General features: G+C 67.5%; 15 protein-coding genes. 6 read left to right on the top strand and 9 right to left on the bottom strand.

The genetic code is table 11. The features are described 5' to 3' along the window. Positions 1 to 15: 15 nt before the first annotated feature. Entirely contained in the window at positions 16 to 516 is a 501-nt protein-coding gene (locus KY501_RS48645; protein ID WP_224372248.1) for a methylated-DNA--[protein]-cysteine S-methyltransferase, read from the top strand. Between the two features lie 95 nt (positions 517 to 611). Here KY501_RS48645 and KY501_RS48640 read toward each other — a convergent pair whose 3' ends face one another. Then, a complete protein-coding gene (locus KY501_RS48640) occupies positions 612 to 1025 on the bottom strand; it encodes a hypothetical protein (RefSeq protein ID WP_224372247.1) in 414 nt (137 codons plus the stop codon). A 372-nt stretch (positions 1026 to 1397) separates the two neighbouring features. On the opposite strand from KY501_RS48640, the gene KY501_RS48635 reads away from it, so the two are divergent. Further along, positions 1398 to 2264 (top strand): DUF2381 family protein, encoded by an 867-nt coding sequence (locus KY501_RS48635; RefSeq protein WP_224372246.1) that lies wholly within the window; start codon positions 1398 to 1400, stop codon positions 2262 to 2264. Next, a complete protein-coding gene (locus KY501_RS48630; protein WP_224372245.1) occupies positions 2261 to 4159 on the top strand; it encodes a serine/threonine protein kinase in 1899 nt (632 codons plus the stop codon). The genes KY501_RS48635 and KY501_RS48630 overlap by 4 nt, the downstream gene beginning before the upstream one ends. A 429-nt stretch (positions 4160 to 4588) precedes the next feature. Here KY501_RS48630 and KY501_RS48625 read toward each other — a convergent pair whose 3' ends face one another. Further along, positions 4589 to 6055: an SET domain-containing protein-lysine N-methyltransferase gene (locus KY501_RS48625; protein WP_224372244.1), complete on the bottom strand. Its 1467-nt coding sequence runs from the start codon at positions 6053 to 6055 to the stop codon at positions 4589 to 4591. A 42-nt stretch (positions 6056 to 6097) separates the two neighbouring features. Between KY501_RS48625 and KY501_RS48620 the strand changes: the two genes are divergently transcribed. Continuing rightward, positions 6098 to 6661: an SET domain-containing protein-lysine N-methyltransferase gene (locus KY501_RS48620; RefSeq protein ID WP_224372243.1), complete on the top strand. Its 564-nt coding sequence runs from the start codon at positions 6098 to 6100 to the stop codon at positions 6659 to 6661. On the opposite strand, the gene KY501_RS48615 is transcribed toward KY501_RS48620, so the two are convergent. From KY501_RS48615 to KY501_RS48600, 4 genes are read right to left on the bottom strand one after another with little or no spacing between them, the layout of a single operon-like run. Continuing rightward, complete coding sequence (locus KY501_RS48615) at positions 6658 to 7815, bottom strand: hybrid sensor histidine kinase/response regulator (RefSeq protein WP_224372242.1); 1158 nt, start codon at positions 7813 to 7815, stop codon at positions 6658 to 6660. The two genes, KY501_RS48620 and KY501_RS48615, sit on opposite strands and share 4 nt — an antisense overlap. Continuing rightward, the gene (locus tag KY501_RS48610) at positions 7805 to 8437 is read right to left on the bottom strand and encodes a chemotaxis protein CheB (protein ID WP_224372241.1); all 633 of its coding nucleotides are present in this window, start codon (positions 8435 to 8437) and stop codon (positions 7805 to 7807) included. The genes KY501_RS48615 and KY501_RS48610 overlap by 11 nt, the downstream gene beginning before the upstream one ends. Further along, a complete protein-coding gene (locus KY501_RS48605; protein ID WP_224372240.1) occupies positions 8434 to 9267 on the bottom strand; it encodes a CheR family methyltransferase in 834 nt (277 codons plus the stop codon). Before KY501_RS48605 ends, KY501_RS48610 begins: the two co-directional genes overlap by 4 nt. Before the next feature lie 2 nt (positions 9268 to 9269). After that, the gene (locus KY501_RS48600; RefSeq protein ID WP_224372239.1) at positions 9270 to 12761 is read right to left on the bottom strand and encodes a response regulator; all 3492 of its coding nucleotides are present in this window, start codon (positions 12759 to 12761) and stop codon (positions 9270 to 9272) included. Between the two features lie 255 nt (positions 12762 to 13016). On the opposite strand from KY501_RS48600, the gene KY501_RS48595 reads away from it, so the two are divergent. After that, entirely contained in the window at positions 13017 to 13448 is a 432-nt protein-coding gene (locus KY501_RS48595) for a GFA family protein (protein ID WP_224372238.1), read from the top strand. Here KY501_RS48595 and KY501_RS48590 read toward each other — a convergent pair. Next, on the bottom strand, positions 13438 to 14616 hold the full coding sequence (locus KY501_RS48590) for a hypothetical protein (RefSeq protein WP_224372237.1): 1179 nt from the start codon (positions 14614 to 14616) through the stop codon (positions 13438 to 13440). The genes KY501_RS48595 and KY501_RS48590 overlap by 11 nt on opposite strands. Before the next feature lie 133 nt (positions 14617 to 14749). Next, the gene (locus KY501_RS48585; protein WP_224372236.1) at positions 14750 to 15907 is read right to left on the bottom strand and encodes a hypothetical protein; all 1158 of its coding nucleotides are present in this window, start codon (positions 15905 to 15907) and stop codon (positions 14750 to 14752) included. Between KY501_RS48585 and KY501_RS48580 the strand changes: the two genes are divergently transcribed. Beyond that, on the top strand, positions 15906 to 16439 hold the full coding sequence (locus tag KY501_RS48580; RefSeq protein WP_224372235.1) for a hypothetical protein: 534 nt from the start codon (positions 15906 to 15908) through the stop codon (positions 16437 to 16439). The genes KY501_RS48585 and KY501_RS48580 overlap by 2 nt on opposite strands. 25 nt (positions 16440 to 16464) lie before the next feature. Here the strand turns inward: KY501_RS48580 and KY501_RS48575 are convergent, their stop codons facing one another. Beyond that, positions 16465 to 17514, bottom strand: coding sequence for a TetR family transcriptional regulator (locus tag KY501_RS48575; protein ID WP_224372234.1), 1050 nt, complete (start codon positions 17512 to 17514; stop codon positions 16465 to 16467). Positions 17515 to 17529: the final 15 nt, after the last annotated feature.

Raw genomic sequence — 17529 nt, 5'->3', positions numbered from 1 at the left:
TCGGAGGGTACATTCATGAAGATCCCCATGACGGATGATCTCGTCACAACGCGTTTGCAGACTCCGATTGGTGAGCTGCGGCTTGCCGCGAATCAGGAAGGGCTCGTCACCATCCTCTTCGCTTGTGATGAAAAGACGCTGCCAGAGGCTCGGGGCACTGCGTCGGCTCGGGTTCACCTGGAGCAGGCCTGCACGGCATTGCAGGAGTACTTCGCGGGCCGCCGGACGAACTTCGGGGACGTGACGCTCGCGGCGAGCGGAACCGAGTTCCAGCATCAGGTGTGGCGCGCGGTGAGCGCGATTCCCTTTGGCCAGACGGTCAGCTACGCGCGGGTCGCCAACCAGATCGGTCGACCCAAGGCGGTACGCGCGGTGGGACTCGCGAACGGGCAGAACCCCATTCCTCTCATCGTGCCGTGCCACCGGGTGATCGGCTCCAACGGGAGCCTGACAGGATTCGGCGGTGGACTGCCCACCAAGAAGTGGCTGCTCGAATTCGAGGGTGCGATGGGCTGAGGGGCTCCAATCGCGAGACACTTTCCTCTCAGCGATACCCAAGAAAGATGCTGTTCCTCGGGTGAGGGCAGGGTGCTCGCGAGCAGGAGGGGGAATCAGAAGTACACCCCCTCGACCTTCTCCACGATCGCCTTGATGGCTTCCGGGGTCGTGCTGCACCACTTCGCCAGCTTTGTGGCCGAGAGCGTGAACGCCACCGTGGATGGGGGGCCCGCCGCAAGCACATCGCCAATGATAGGCCCCTTGTCGCCAGGCCAGGGCAGTGCCTGCAGTTCCTTCCAGCGAGGGAACGGATCCAGGAAGGTAAAGCACGGCCATCGTGGGAAGCGCAGGGTGCGTGCATCGCCACCGAGAAAGCGTGACCAATCCACATGGGCTTCCGAGAAGTCACAGTCCTCGATGCTGCCGTGGCCCGGCGCGGAGGGCCACTCGCCGAAGTCGTTGCCCGTGAAGCGGCCCTTGAACCGGCAGCCTTTCAGGTGAGCCGTGTCCCAGCGGAAGTTCTTCAACTCCTTCGGAAGAAGGTGTCCGCCATCCGCCGACCATGAAGTTCCGTTACAGGCAGGGTTGGCCTCGGTTGTGGAGTCTCTTCCTCCCATGCTCTGGGCCGCCATGGCGACCGCTGTTGCTGGTAGGGAAATGACGAGGGTGCTTCCGACAACGGCCAAGCGGGTGCAGGCGGGTTCTCCCAGCAGCCCCTCGGAGGGAAAGCCACTGCTCGACAAGGCCGTCTACACACCAGGCTCGCGGGCATCGAGATCGTACGGGGGGAGGCTCCGTGAGAGGAGCCCAGGAATCTGAGGTCTATAGGAGCAGAGGCCAACCTGTGCCTCTCTGTCGAAGGGAGAATGGTAGCGTGTGACCTGGGAGGTTACTGCTGAATGCTCCGACCTGTCACATGTGCTTGGGCGTTGGGAGGGTTGCTGGTGCTGACCGAAGCCACGGCTCAGCCTTCGCTGATACGTGGACGGCACGTCACCATCGCCGCCCAGGCTGGTGAGCCGCTCCCCGAGGTTCGGGTGGCTGCGGGGAGCACGACCCTCATCCTCCTGGACGCGCCTGTGGACAAGGCTTCGGTGCAACTCGACACGACGCGCATCCGGCTCGTGGACGTGGGCGAACGCACCCTCGTGCTGGAACCGATAGTGACACCCGCCCCGAAGGAGCGCTGGGTGCTGCGCGTGCGGTACGCGGACGGAGCCCAGCCGGAGTGGGCTGCCTTCGTGCTCGTGTCGCAGCCCGGTGAAGTGGATCTCCAGGTCACCGCCGTGAGGAAGCGGCAGACGTTGGCGTCGTGCCAGGCTTCGCTCGCAGAGGCGCAGGCTCGCTGCGCGAGTACACGCGCCGAGGTGTGGGTGCTGGTGGATTGGCTTGCAGGAGACTCCGTCCAGGCCGCCCCTTTCAAGAAGGATCCCAGGGTGCGTGGCTGGGTCTACCGGCTCGGAACCCAGGTGTTCCTGGTGCTGACGCTGACGAGTGCCGCAGGCCCGGAGCCGTGGACACCCACCGCTGCAACGCTGCGCCGCCAGACTCACAAGGGTACGGAGGTACGAGTGCGAGCCGTGCACGCGAGGCAGGACCCGCTGATGGCTGGGGAATGGGGCACGATCGTGGTGGAGGTGGAGCTGCCCTCAACCCCTGAAGACTCCGTTTTCACCTTGGAACTGCGGGACGAGGGCGGCCGGAGCCTGAAGGTAAGGGATGTGGAGATTCCGCTGGTCCCAGGAAAGGAGCGTGCAGGGCGATGATGGAAGAGGTGGATCCCGACAACCTCCCGGTGGGCACGCTGGTGGACGGCTGGCGGGTGGTGCGCCGGGTAGACGGCGGCGCTTACGGCACGTTGTACGAGGTGGAGAAAGGCGGCGAGTCCTACGCCCTGAAGATGGCGCGCTACCTCGAGCAGAGCCAGGATGCGCGGCACACGGATGCGCGCGCCCAGCGCGAGCTGTCGTGCATGCTGTCGCTGCGCCACCGCTACATTGCCCGGGTGTGGGCCCATGGCCGTTGGCCTCACGCCCGCGAGGGCTTCTTCTACGTGGTGATGGACTTCGTGAAGGGCTACACCCTGGACGAGTGGGCCGAGCGCTCGCGCGTGACGCCCCATGAGGTGGTGGTGCTCGCCGACCGGTTGCTGGAGGCGCTGGCCTACATGCACGGCCAGGGCATCTTCCACCGGGACTTGAAGCCCGGAAACATCCTGGTACAGGCACAGACCGGGGAGCCGGTGATCGTGGACTACGGGGTAGCGCATTTCCCAATACCCGCCGCCCCCCAGTTGACGGGAACACGCCTGCCGCCAGGCACCCCTCGCTACACCTCGCCCGAGGCCGGGCGCTTCGACGCCGAGCACCGGCATGACAAAGCGGCGCGCTACGTCTTCAAGGTGACCGATGAGGTGTACGCGCTGGGAGTCACCCTGTATGACTTGCTGACAGACCCACAGCCGCACAGCCACCCTGCGCCTCAGCCGCTGAGCCCGTTGGGCTTTCCGCCCGCGCATGAGGTGAATGAGCGGGTGCCCGTGCCGCTGAGCCACTTCGTCGCCCGGTTGGTGGCGCTCAAGCCGGAGCAACGGCCTGTGAGTGCGGAGGCCGCACGGAGGGACCTGCCGGAGCTGCTCTCCCTCCAAGCGGACTCCTGGATGAAGCGGCCGCTACAGGCGCTGCCACCCCAGTCCCTACCAGAGGTGGCTCCGCCCAAGCCTGCCCTTGAGGCAGTCCCGGCTGAGGTTCCACGCGTCAATCCCGTGTCCATGAAGCGCCGTGGAGCGAGCAGGGTGGCCCTGGCCACGGTGGGCCTGGGAGCCGTTGTGGTGTGTGGCGCATACCTGCTGTTGCGAGGAGGAAAGCCGGAGCGGGAGGTCCTCTCTTCACCCAGGAGCGAAGAAGCTCCCTCCCAGGAGCCCCCCGCGCCCGCGGCGCAAGCACAGCCTCCGGCGCTTCCCATAACCTCTCCGTTGCCGGCGCATCCGCCGCATCCGCAGCCCGCCCCCTCACAGCCCGTTGCCCCCTCGGAGAAAGGCCCCCCTGTGAATACCCGCCGAAGTCCCGACGCTGCTGTCTCGTCCCTGTGCTCGCAGAAGACACCTCCTGCGCGTGGCAACCCCAAATGGTTGGAGTGGTGCAAGTGCGCGGCGATTGCGGGCACCATCGTCGCGTCTCAGGCGGGCTGCCCGGCTGCTCAGGTGCGACAGCCGATCATGGGCGAGTGCCGCACCGAGTCGGTGGAAGCGATGAAGCTGCTCGAGATTCCGCGCCGAGAGACCCCGGTCAACCTGGCCCTGGACGCCAAGGCACCGTGCGACACTGAAGGAGGACGGATGTGCAAGGGGCGTGCGATCGTCACAGTCGGTCAGGTCATCACCAGCAAGGTGCGGTACACCCAAGGCAAGTTGGTGGAAGGCTCGCTGCTGTCCGGCAGGGTGTTCCATGCGCCTATCCCTAACGCAGACTCTCCCAGCGGGATTTACTACCGTTGGAACGAGGCGACACTCCCCGATGGAAGCAAGTACCCTGTTTGCCTCGAGTCGGGAGCCCCTTTGGCAGAGCCCGGCCTCACTCCCGGTACCTGGATCGCGGATCAGGGAACCGCGGCGGGCTGGATCAGCGAGCAGTGGGACCTTACCCGCCATATCACCCGTTGATGTCGGGGGCGGCCCACAGTGCGAACTGGTTCGCAGTGGCGGCAGGGGTTGAGGCTCAGTACGAACTGGTTCGCAGTGGCGGCAGGGGTTGAGGCTCAGTGCGAACTGGTTCGCAGTGGCGACAGGGGTCGAGGCTCAGTGCGAACTGGTTCGCAGTGGTCTCTCAGGGAGGAGGTCCATGCTGACCCGTCTCAAAGATGGACTGTCAGTCTCCGTCCGTGGACGGTGAAGAACCCGCCCGCAGGCTTTCTGGGTTGTACCACGCACGCAAGTGCCTGTTTCTCGGAGGCACTCTGCGTTGGCCTGCCGGGTGCAATGCCCCGTCTCGCCTCTCGACCCATTGTCCCCGGAACCTGCGCTCCATCAGGCAACTTGCACCGGCTCGGCGCCCGTGCTGCTCACCCACACTGAGTGGGGCATATCCGTGACTTAGGCTCGCTTTCGGGCCTGTTTCACGTAGGGGGATACGTGATCGCCGTACCGAGCCTCCACCCAGGGCTCCAGGTGGTCCGTGCCGCGGATGGTGCCCCGGCAGCCCTGGCTCCCACACTCACACGTGAACTCCGCCATCGTCGGCCCGTAGAGCGTGGCGTAGTCGATCGTGATGGGCTCGCCCTCCCGGATCGGGCGTCTTGCCACGAAGTCGAGCCCGTTGAGCCAGGCGTTCGGCTCGCAGGAGTGGTTGATGACAGACCACTCCTCGGGAGACTCGAGCCCCCCTGCGAGGACTCCCTCCGAGAGCGGATGGGACCAGCGAGACAGAGCCTCTCGCTGCCCATCGGCCCACGTCCGCTCGACGTGCCGCCAGCTCATGAGCGAGTGCGGACGCCCCTCTCCGGCCAGGATGCACTCTCCCTCGGCCAGGTCCTTCGCGGCGGCCAGCCCATAGCCTCCTGGGTGGCCGTACTCGATCCGTATCCTGGGACGGCGTGCCTCCTGGCGGCGCAGGGCACACGCGATGATGTGCTCCAGGAAGCCGCGCTGCCCTCCCGGATCATTCGAGAGGATGATGTCCGCGCTGCCGAACTGGCCCGGCGGATAGAACACTCCGCAGGACGGGTTCACGTCGAGCAGGTGCAGCCGCCCGTCCGGACCCATGCGCACATCGAGTCGGGCGTAGCTGACTCCCTTCAGGGCGGCGAAGACGCGCTGCCCCAATTGCTGGAGGCGCAACTCCAGCGCCGCATCCGACACGCGCCGCGTGCCCATCTGCGCGTAGTCCGACCACTTGAGATCGAAGTGTTTGAAGCTCTCCCCCTCTGGGAAGAGGATCTCCACGGGGGGATAGGCCCGAGGCGTGCTCTCGTTCAGCCCCGGCTCGGCCACCAGGGCGGTGAACTCAGGCCCGTCAATGAACTCCTCGATCAGCGCCTCTCCGTACTGTGCCAGCATCTGCTCCACCCGCTCCAGGAGCTGCTCTCGCTTCTCGACCCGAGAGCTCCGCGTCATCCCGATGCTGCAGTAGCTGTTCGGGTGCTTGACGATCATCGGGAAGCGCAGCGACGAGGCCGCGCGCTCGGCGTCCGCAATCCGTGCGACAAAGGCGTGCCGCGGCGTATCGACTCCAATGCGGTGACAGATCAACTTGATCACCTGGCGGCTCGGCTCGAAGAACTGGGGGCTGGGGCCCGTGTACGCCACTCCCAGCCGCTCCAGTTCGATGGCGACCTCGACTCCGGCCACGTCCTCTTCCCAGGCCCCGTCGCACATGTTGACGAAGGCGTCATAGCCGCGACCGGCCAGCTGCCGGACCGTCTGCACGGCGGTCCCCTTGTGGATGAAGGAGCGCTCCCACGTGTGCTCGGGTATCAGCCGAGACGGGTCCTGGACCGGATCCACCTCTTTGAGCGGCGAGCTGGACTGCTCATACGAGGGGTGGAGCACGCAGAGTCGCATGGGGGCATGATAGAGGGCACGCAGCCCCCGAGCGAGAGAGCCATGAGCCGAGCGACCTATCCCCCCCGTACCTGGACCGACGAGCGCCTGCGCGCCGGGGCTTCCTCCATCGATGGGAACGGGTTGTTCGCCACCTGTGACATCCCCGAGGGCACCGTTCTCATGATCTGGGGCGGCGTCGTGGTGGACCGGCACCAGATCGACTATTCGAAATACCGCGTGGAGACGGTCGTCCCCATCAGCGAGACGCAGTACCTGGCGCTCCCCCTCTCCGACACCAGCGAATCCCTGGATGTCTTCCTCAACCACTCCTGCGATCCAACCGCCTGGCTCATCGATGAAGTCACCGTGGTGGCCCGGCGCCCCATCCGGGCCGGTGAGGAGATCACCACCGAGTTCGCCACCTGGTTCGACTATGAGCCCGGCTCGAACTACTCCGTGAACTCCATCTGCAAGTGCGCCAGCCCCCACTGCCGCAAGGTCCTCACCGAGCAGGACTGGAGGAGGCCGGAGCTCCAGCAGGCCTTCGCCGGCCACTTCTCTCCCTTCCTGGAGCGGCGCATCCAGGCGGAGCGCCGCGAGAATCTCGAATCCTCGCGGACCTAGAGCTTGACGACGTCCTGCCCGCGGCGCGGCAGCTCCACGCTGAACACCGTGTAGCGGCTGGTTCCAGATTCCACCTGCACGTCGCCCTGGTGCGCCTGGACGATCTGCTGGACGATGTAGAGCCCCAGCCCCAGCCCCTCCTTCCGCCCGCGCTGGCGCTGTCCGCCCCGGAACGGATCGAACAGCGACTGCTGCACGTCCGGCGGGATGACGCCCACGTTCTCGACCGAGAAGCGGATGGCGTCATCGTGTGTGCCGTCCAGGAGGATCTGGATGGGCTCCTTGACATCCCCATGCTGGAGCGCGTTGCCGATCAGGTTGGAGGCCACCTGCGCCAGCCGGTCCGCGTCCCAGTTGCCCACGCCGTTGCCCTTCTGGTGCACCTCGATGCGGCGCTCGGGGAAGGCAGCCTGGTGCTCCTGGACGATGCGGTGGAGCATCTGCCCGAAGTCCGTCTCCTCCCTCTTGAGCGGGATGCCGCCGGCCAGCCGCGCCCGCGCCAGATCCAGCACGTCCTCGATCATCCGCCCCATGCGCTTGCCGCTCGCCAGCATGCGCCCGGCGGCCTTGCGCACGGCCTCGTCCTCCGTGCGGCGCTGCAGCAGCTCCGCTCCCGTGAGGATGGCGCTCAGGGGGTTGCGCAGGTCGTGCCCCAGCACCGCCGTGAACATCTCGTTGAGGCGCAGCGTCTCCGAGAGCTCGTCCAACTGATGCGCCAACAGCCGCTTCTGCCGGTAGAGCTGGAAGAAGACCTCGGACTTGTTGCGCAGCACGTGCGGATCCAGTGGCTTGTAGAGGAAGTCCACCGCGCCCGCGTCGTAGCCCTTGAACTGGCGGTGCTGATCCCTCGCCCCCGCCGTGACGAAGATGATGGGCACATGGCGCGTGCGCTCCATGCCCCGCATGAGCTCGGCCAGTTCGAACCCGTCCATCTCCGGCATCTGCACGTCCAGGAAGGCCAGCGCCACGTCATTCGCCAGCAGCAGCTCCAGGGCCTCGCTGCCCGAGCGGGCCTGGAGGATCTCCACGTCCTCCCGCCGCAGCAGCGCCGCGAGCGCTAGCAGGTTCTCCTCCAGGTCATCGACAAGCAGGCACTTCACCCGGTCGGACACGGGCCTTGCCGCCTGCGGGGTGGGGTTGGAGTCAGTGAGCACTGGGACCTCCCATCACCTGGAACAGGTGTGCGATCTGCTCGAGCGTCAGCACGAAGTCGGCCGGGCCTCGGTTCAGCGCCGACTGGGGCATCAAGGACACCTGGGCGGTGTCGGGCCGCTGCACCACCGTGACGCCTCCCGCCGCGCGCACCGTCTGCAGCCCCTGCGCCCCATCCGCGTTGGCGCCCGTGAGGATGATGCCGGCCAGCCGGGGCCCGTACACATCCGCCGCCGACTCGAACAGCACGTCAATCGAGGGGCGCGAGTAATGGACGGGATCGTCCACCGAGAGCGCCAGGGTGGGGCCCTCGTCCACCAGCAGGTGGTAGTCCGGGGGCGCGAAGGAGACGGTGCCCGGTTGCACCTGCTCCTTGTCCTGCGCCTCCCTCACCGGCAGCTGGCACTTGCCCTGGAAGATGTCCACCAGCAGGCTCGGCCTGTCTCGTGGCAGGTGCATGACGATGAGGATGGCGGCGCGGAAGGTCCGGGGCAGCGCGGGCAGCAGCACCGAGAGCGCCTCTACGCCGCCGGCGGAGGTGCCCAGCACCACGGCGTCGATGCGCTCCCGGAGCTTCTCCGGCTTGAGTCCGGTAGGGCTCTCGATGTTCGCGGAGGGGTTCATCGCTTCTGGTAGATGCGGTCCTCCCGGACGAACTCCGAGAAGGACTCCTCGTGAGAGGTGAAGCGCAGGGACTCCTTGGCGCCCAGGCCCAGGAAGCCCTTGCGGCAGAGCGCCTCGGCGAACAGCCCCACGGCGCGCTCTTGCAACTCGGTGTTGAAGTAGATGAGGACGTTGCGGCACGACAGCAGGTGCACCTCCGCGAAGACGCTGTCGGTGGCCAGGCTGTGGTCCGAGAAGACGATGTGCTCCCTCAACCTCGGATCGAACACCGCGTGGCCATAGGCCGCCGTGTAGTAGTCCGACAGCGAGTTCCGGGCGCCGGACTCCCGGTGGTTGCGGGTGAACGTGGAGATGCGCTCCACGTCGTAGACACCCAGCTCGGCCTTCTGCAGCGCGTGCAAGTTGATGTCCGTGGCGTAGATGAGCGTGCGCTCCAGCAGCCCCTCCTCGCGCAGGAGGATGGCCAGCGAGTACACCTCCTCGCCGGTGCTGCACCCGGCCACCCATACCTTCAGCGAGGGGTAGGTGCTCAGGTGCGGGCAGATGCGCTCCCGCAGCGCGCGGAAGTACGGCGGATCCCGGAACATCTCGCTCACCTGCACGGTGAGGAAGTCCAGCAGCCGGGGGAAGGCGGTGGGATCGTGCAGCACCTGGTCCTGGAGCTGGGACAGGCTGTGGCACCCGAAGCGCTCGGCGGCCAGCGCCAGGCGCCGCTTCAGCGAGGCCATCGCGTAGCCTCGGAAGTCATAGTGGTACTTCAAATAGATGGCATCGAGCAGCAGCCGCAGCTCGATGTCGAAGTCCTTCGTGCTCACGAGGCGCTCGTCCACGGCTACTTGGGCATCCAGACGCGGACGAGGGAGAGGAGCTTCTCCACGTCCAGGGGCTTGGCGATGTAGTCGTTGGCTCCCGCCTCGATGCACTTCTCCTGATCATCCTTCATGGCCTTGGCCGTCAGGGCGATGATGGGCAGCTTCTTCCACTCGGCGCGCTTGCGGATCTCCCGCATGGCGGTGAGCCCGTCCATCTCCGGCATCATGATGTCCATGAGGACCAGGTCCACCGCCTTGGCCTGCTGGGTGAGGCTGCGGGTGAGCGCGTCCAGGGCCTCCTTGCCGTTGCGGGCGATCTCCACCTTGGCGCCGCGGGGCTCCAGCACGCTGGAGAGGGCGAAGACGTTGCGCACGTCGTCCTCCACCACGAGGATACGCCGGCCCTCCAGCGCGGCCTCGCGGTCCCGGGCCACCTGGAGCATCCGTTGGCGCTCCGGCGGCATCTGCGCCTCCACCTGGTGAAGGAAGAGCGTCACCTCGTCCAGCAGCCGCTCGGGCGAGCGGGCGCCCTTGATGATGATGGACTTGGAGAAGCGCCGCAGCCGCTGCTCCTCGTCGCGCGTGAGTGAATGGCCCGTGTAGACGATGACGGGTGGGAAGGAGACCTCCTCCTGCGCCGCCATCTTCTCCAGCAGCGCATAGCCGCTCATGTCCGGCAGGCTCAGGTCCATCACCATGCAGTCGAAGGTGGTCTGTTGGAGTTGCTGGAGCGCCTCGCCCGCGGTGGCCACGCCGAGGATTTGCACCTGCTCACTGCCCAGGAGCTGGCGGATGCTCTCGCGCTGGCGCTCGTCATCCTCCACGACGAGCACGCTTCGCAGGCCCTGGTTGGCCTTCGTCTCCAGTAGCCGGAAGGCCTCCTCCAGCTCCGCGTGCTTCACGGGCTTGAGGGCGTAGCCCACGGCGCCGAGCTCCAGCGCCTCGCGCGAGTAGTCCGCCACCGACACGACGTGGACCGGGATGTGCCGCGTCCTCGCGTTGCGCTTGAGCTGATCCAGCACGCCGAGGCCGGAGTGGTCCGGGAGGTTCATGTCCAGGAGGATGGCGCTCGGCAGGTAGGTGAGCGCAGCCGAGATGCCTTCTCCCCCAGAGTGGGTGATGACGCACAGGAAGCCCCGCTCGCGAGCCAGGTCCCGGAGGATGGCGGCGAAGCGGGTGTCGTCCTCGACGATGAGGATGACGCGGGATTCAGGGGTGAGCTTCTCGCGGTCATCCTCCACGGACGGGGCCGCGGGGCGTGGGGGGACCGCCACGGACGGGCGTGGAGGGCCGAGGGGCTCGGTCCCGGCACCGCGGGGCGGGCTCGCGGGGACCGAGGGCTCTCGCGAGGCCAGGGCCGGCTGCGGGGGGACTTGATTCGTGCGCGGAGGGTTGAGGGGCAGGGTGAGGGTGAAGGTGCTGCCCGCGCCGGGCGTGCTGTGGACGGTGACATCTCCTCCCATCAGGCGTGCCAGATCCCGGGAGATGGACAGGCCCAGCCCCGAACCTCCGTACTTGCGGTGCGTGCTGCCATCCGCCTGACGGAACGCCTCGAAGATGAGCGCCTGCTGGTGCGGGGCGATGCCGATGCCCGTGTCTCTGACGGCGAACCCCATGTGCCCGGGCGCCGAGGAGAACACGCGGACGGCCACCTCGCCCTTCTCGGTGAACTTGAAGGCGTTGGCGACCAGGTTGCGGAGGATCTGCCCCAGGCGCTGGGAGTCCGTCTCCAGCGTGTCGGGCACGTCCTCTTCGACGGTGACGGAGAAGCCCAGCTTCTTCTCCAGCGCCACGGGCTGGAAGGTGCGGCGCAGCGACTCGAGCGCGCGCTGCAAGGGGATGACCTCCAGCTGTACCTCCACCTTCCCGGCCTCGATGCGCGACAGATCGAGGATGTCATTGATGAGGGAGAGCAGATCATTGCCGGCGGCGGAGATGGTCTGCGCGAACTTCACCTGTTCCTCGGTGAGGTTGCCCGTCTTGTTGTCAGCCAGCAGCTTGGCGAGGATGAGCGAGCTGTTGAGCGGCGTGCGCAGCTCGTGGCTCATGTTGGCGAGGAACTCGGACTTGTAGCGGCTGGTGCGCTCCAATTCGCGGGCCTTGTCGGTGAGGGTGACCTGGGCCTGGGTCAGCTCCTCCTTCTGCTTCTCCAGCAGCTGGGTCTGTTCCTCCATCTGGGCGTTGGTCTGCTCGAGCTCGGCCTGCTGGGCCTCGAGGCGGGCCTGGGACTCCTTGAGGATCCGGCTCTGCTCCTCTAGCTCCTCGTTGGAGACGCGCAGCTCTTCCTGTTGGGTCTGGAGTTCTTCCGCCTGGCGCTGCGTCTCTTCGAGCAGTTGCTCCAGGCGCGTGCGGTCGTGCGAGGAGCGCACGGCGATGCCGATGGATTCGGACACGCGCTCCAGCAGCTCGAGGTCCGACGGGTGGATGGGGTGCAGGAAGCCCAGCTCCACCACGGCGTTGACCTTGCTATCCACCTGGGCGGGCACTACCAACACGTGTCGCGGCTTGCTCTGGCCCAGGCTGGAGTTGATGGGCAGGTAGTCCGCGGGGACCTCCCGGAGGTGGAAGGCTCGGTTCTCCTTGATGGCCTGGCCGACGAGCCCCTGGCCGGGCAGTACCACCTCGCCCGTCTTCGCGGAGGGGGGCAGGGCATAGCCCGCGAAGCGGCGGAATTGCCCGGAGGCCTCGGCCAGATAGATGGAGCCCACCTGGGCATCCAGGTACTCGGCCAGGAAGCGCAGGACGTTGTCCCCGAGCTGCTCGAGGCGCTGGTCGCCCTGGATGCGCTGGCTGAGCGTCGACTGGCCCGTGCGCAGCCAGCCCAACAGGGAGCGGGCCCGGAAGTCGCGGGACGTCATGTAGCCCGCGGAGGAGATGAGGAAGAGGAGCACCGCCGAGCCCGCCCAGGAGATGAGCAGGGACATGTTGGCCGACTGCTGCCACTCCTCGTTGCGATCCGCGAGCAGCTGCTGCTCGTGCTGTTCCATCTCTCCCAGGGTGCTTCGGATGCGGTCCATCATCGCCTTGCCCCGGTCGGTGAGGATGAGGGTGTGCGCGGCCTCTGTGTTTCCGGCCTGCTTGAGCTCGATGGTTTCCCGGAGTTCGTCGAGCTTCTCCTTCACCAGCCCGGAGAGGCGGTCGAGCCGCTCCTGTTGCTGGGGGTTGTCCGCGGTCATCTCTCGGAGGTGTTGGAGCTGCACGGTGATGGCCGTGTTGGCCTCGCGGTAGGGGGCGAGGTAGCGATCAGCGCCGGTGAGCAAGTAGCCCCGCTGGCCGGTCTCGGCATCCTTCAGCGAGGACAGGAGCGCCTCGAGTTCGCCGACCACCTGCAGGGTGTGCGTGACGCGCTCTCCGGTGCGCTCGCGGTTCCTGAGGGAGCTGTAGGAGAGGCCGGCGATGAGGAGAACGGCCAGGATGGCGAGGACGAAGCCCGCGAGCGTGGTGGGAGGCAGGAGGGGGCCGAAGCGGGCCGCGCCCTGGGCTGCCAGGGTGGACGGGGGAGCGTTGTTCACGAGAGACACCGGCCTCTCTGCGGGAGAAAGAGGAGGCCGGGCTGGGAACAGCGGGTGCTCGCGCGGGTCCGGCGGAGGCGGAGGAGGCGATCAGGGCACAAAGGAACGACGCTCACGATGAGGAAGCAGTGCCAGTCGGCTCTGGCGGGGGCGTACGGGGAGTAACATAGGTCTCCCCCGTGGAAAGCCCCCCCATCCGGGGAACTGTCTGCTGGTTTGCTTCTCCCCGGTTTCAGAACTGAGAAAGAGGAGTCCATGACCAATCCCGTTCGCACGCTGACCGGAGAGTGTATGTGCGGCGCCGTCCGCTATGCCGTCATGGACGAGTTTGCCTACGCCGCGAACTGCCACTGCTCCAAATGCCGGAAGGCGACGGGGGCGGCATTCAAGACGTTCGCGGGTATCGAGCGGAACAAGCTGCGCATCAACCAGGGCGAGGACTGCCTCATGATCTTTGGTGAGGAAAACGCCTGTGACACTCGCTGCAAGGTGTGCGGCTCGTTCCTCTATTCCGTCGTCCGCGAGGGGCAGTTCGTTCACGTCGCCATGGGGACCCTTGTAGACGAGCCCACCATTCGTCCGGCCGAGCACATCTTCGTCGGCTCGAAGGCGCCGTGGTTCAAGATTACCGATGACCTGCCCCAATACGGGGGGCACGTCACCGCGGCTGGGCCTACTACGAGATGACGCCGCGCAGCTCCGTGCGGATCGCATCCGCCCGGTGGCGGATGTAGACGTCCGGGTGGGCCGCCGCGGCCTGGAGCACCTCGGCCAGCCGGTGTCGCAGCCCCAGATCCATCGCCCGCCAGTCGATTCCCGCCAGCTTCGTCAGCGCCGTGCGCCGTACGTCCAGGTCCTTCTCCCGCTGGAACGCATCCAACAGCCCGCGCGCTGTCTCCTTCACCGAGTCCGCGTCCGGAGGCGGGCACCAGTACAGCGCTCGCATCGCGCCGGACTTCTCCGCGTCCACGCCCTGCCGCATGTACCACAGCAGCCGCTCGTGCACCGGCGCCAGCCCCACGCCTCGCACCGCCGCATCCACGAAGTGCCGGTTGCGGCTCGGGTCCTGCTCATAGATGGCGGCGCAGATCAGCGGCTCGAGCAACTGCGGGTGCACCGACTCCACCAGCCGCACCAGCCGCACCACGAACCACTTCTTCCGCTCGTCGTAGAGCGCCTTGCCCAGCCACTTCAAATCCTCCGTCGACGCGTGCAGGTAGTGCGCCGCCATGGCCGGCAGTCGCGCCGCCTCCTCGTTCGCCTCGGAGGTGGCCGAGGGCGGCTCTGTCTCCCCCGGGTACGGGTACGCCATGTGGAAGCGGCTCAGGCGCAGGAAGCCCTCTGCCCGCGCGTCCCAGTCCCGCGTGTCCGGGTGGCTTCGGGCAATCGCGTCCAGCACCGCCCCGCGCAGCCGCAGCCGCTCCAGGCCCAGCATCTCCAGCGCCAGCTCCCCATGCCCCGGTGAATCCAGTGGATCCGCTGGCCCCGCCGTCACGTCCAGCCGGTCCGGCCGCAGCGCCAGCAGCAGCGAGCCTGACGTCTGCAACCCCAGCAGGTTTCCCTCGTCCTGCACGTGGAGCATCACCGAGGCCAGTGGCCCCGACATCTCCTTGGGCCCCTGAAGCACCAGCGGCTCCGGCGTCACCGCCAGCTCCTCCAGCGGAGGCTCCACCCGCTCCGGCGTCAGCCCTAGCGCGGCGCACGCTACGCCCGCATGGCTCGTGTCTCTCACCAGCGCTCGGAGCAAATCTCCCGTCGTCAGATGCGCCCCTCGCGCGAGCTGTTGCGCCCGCACGAGGTTCTCTCCGACTTCACGGCCGAGTCCCTGCTCGTGGGCATAGGCGGACCAGTCCAACGGGTGTCTCCTTCCCTGGAATCAATTGAAAACGGGCTCTGCCTGCGAGGCGCCATGCTCGCATATCCCGGCGCCTGATCATCCCCCCCTCCCCCTGCCTCGTTTCTGGGGAACACCCCAAGTCTACCCTCGCCTACATGCGCCAGGTGAGGCCCACCCCTGCAACCTGCCGGAGGTAGGAGAGCTCATTGCGCGGCAGCCGGGTGCCGTAGAGGGAGTAGGACAGCTCCAGGTCCAGGTGAGCGTTCACGGGACGGGCCAGTTTCAGCGAGAGCGCGTTCTGCCCCTCGTCCTCCTCCACGAGAATGATCTCCGGAGAGAGGTAGATGCCGTCCGGGTAGCGGCTCAGCCCCAGTGCTCCTTGCGCCAGCGCGGTGACATTCCACGGCAGCTTCAATCCCACGCTCCCGCTGAGCCGGTGGCGCAGCACCGTCTCGCCGAAGCTGTTGGAGCTGATCTCCTGGAACGTATAGGTGAGCCCCAGCGCCAGGGGACCGCGGTACGTGTAGGTGGCCCCGGCCGACAGCGCTCCGTCCTGCCTCCGGCCGAGCGAGAGCCCCTGGCGCTCCGGGGGAGGACGCGCCTCCACTCCGTAGCGCCGCCCTCCGTACTCGCCGAACACGCTCAGCGAGTGGCGGCGATCGAAGCGGTAGCGCCCCAGGAAGCCCACCTCCGAGCCGCCGAAGTTGGCGCGCGAGTCCGGGCGGTAGACGAAGCGGTGGGCCCCCGCGCGGATGCGCAGCGCCAGCCGCACGTCCGGTACGTACTCGAGGAAGGCATCCGCCCCCAGGTCCGAGTAGTCCCGGGAGCCCCCACGCCGATCCTTCGCCCGTCCCTCCAGCCCGAGCCCCGCCTGGGTGCCCAGCGCCATGGAGCCCTCCAGGGCCCCGGCCTGGACGAGCACATCCTCGGAGGTATAGCGCGCGTACTTGCGGCCCCCCAGCTCATAGCGGCCCACCAGTTGGAGGCTCTCGCCGGTGATGCGGCCGTCCGCCGCGGCCAGCACGCTCAGGGCGAGATCCGCAAGGGGGGCTGGCGTCTCCGGGCCGTGGAAGTCTCTCGGGGCGTTGGAGTCCACCATCAGCCGGCTGGTGAGGCGCAGGGCGCCCTCCGTGTCGGACGCGCGGGCTCCCCCAGGGAGCACGAGGGCCGCGAGCAGGAGCGTGGAGAGGAGCCGTGACACGCCCCAGCACCATACCGTGGGCTTTGCCTGCACGCCTTGTTCCCGACAGTTCAGGCCGCACGGCTCGCCGGTGACGGAGCGGCGGAGCCCCGTTACAGTCCCGGCCATGCGTCCCGCCTCGCTCATTCCCGCCTGGGCCTGTCTCGCGCTCGCCGCCTGCGCCCCTGCCTCCTTTCAGACAGAGCTCAAGGGCGAGACCACCGTGCCCGCAGGTCCCCCCGGCACCCCCCTCAATGCCTTCCCGGCCATTGCTTCCTTTGGAGGGCTGGACTTCAACCAGAACCAGGATTTCAAGAACCAGGGCGTCTCGAAGGGCGAGGTGAACGCCGTGCACGCCAAGAGCCTGGAACTGCGCCTGGTCAGCCCCAGCACCGGGGACTTCACCTTCCTGGACACCCTCGAGCTCTTCGCCAAGGCCGGGGACCAGGAGGCACGCGTCGCCCGGAAGCAGGACATCTCCCGGTTGTCGCTCAACGCGCCCAACCCCGTGCTGAAGATGGACATGGAGGGCACGGAGCTGCAGCCCTTCGTCGCCGCGCCCTCCATGAGCTTCATCTTCCGGGGCAAGGGCCGCATGCCCGAGGAGGAGGTGCGACTGCAGGCCCTGCTCTTGCTGGAGGCGGAGGTGAACCTGTTCTGAGGCCCGGAAGGGCGGGGGCCGGCGGCTACTTCAGCTCGCGCACCCGCTTCTCGATGGACCTGGCGCGGGCGTCGAGATCCTTCGCCATGGACTCCAGCTGCTTCGCCTGGGCCTCCAGGGAGTTCAGGTCGTCGAAGTCCCCGGCCGCGAGATCCTGCGCCCGCAGCGGGTTCACCTCGGGACGGCGATCGCTGGCGCGGGCCGTGGGAGGAGCGCTGGTCGTAGTGGGAGGCTCCTCGGGAGCGCCTGCCGGGGGCGGGTTCGGATCCATCACGGACGGCGCGTTCGGGGTGTTCGAGTCGTTGTAGAGGGTGGTCCCCGGTCCACTGCGCACGGGCGTCCGCTCCACCTCGACGGCCTTGTCCGAGTTGAGCCGCAGGCGCATGCGCCGGTCCTGCTCGTCGAACATGGCCTCCTCGCCGAGGAAGTCGCTCATCCGGCGCTCGAGCTCCTTCTCGTCGCGCAGTTCGGCGATGCGGGCCTTGAGCGCGCCCAGCCGCTGCTTCACCTTGTCCTCGGAGTCGCGAAGCGCATCCGCCTGCTCGAGCAGATCCTCGGGGTCATCGCTCGTGTCCGCGGGGCTCAACGCTGGAACCTTGGAGGCGGGAAGCGCCGCACGCACCGCATCCCGCTCGGTGCGCAGCTCGCGCATGCGCGAGATGAGCCGGGCGCGCTCTTGCCTGTCGCTCGTGGAGTCCCACGCCGCCTTCACCCGCGCCAGCTCCTCGGACAGCGCGGAGTGCAGCGCCACGTGGGCGCGCTCGGAGTCGCCCTCCGCCGTGGACACCGCCTGCGCCAGCCCGGTCAGCTCTCCGCTCAACTCCTGCGAGCGCCGCAGCGCCTGATCCAGCTCGCCGCTCGGGGTGAGCTTGCCCTGCTGAGAGGCCTTGAGCGTCTCGATGCGAGAGGCCAGTCCGTTCAGCTCGTTGCGAAGGGCCTGCTGGCGCTCGCGCAGGGTGCGAACGCCACTTCGCGCCGCCTGAGCCAGGGAGCGTGCCGCCTCGAGCCCGGTGGCAGCCCAGGCGGGCGCTCCGGTGAGCAGGCACAGCAGCAGGATGGGCAGGGGGCGCTTCATCACACCCCTCCCATC

The organism is Hyalangium versicolor, from assembly GCF_020103695.1.
Taxonomy (GTDB): Bacteria; Myxococcota; Myxococcia; order Myxococcales; family Myxococcaceae; genus Hyalangium; species Hyalangium versicolor.
The sequence above is the reverse complement of the archived record's forward strand: the minus strand, read 5'-3'. Positions and strand labels throughout refer to the sequence as shown.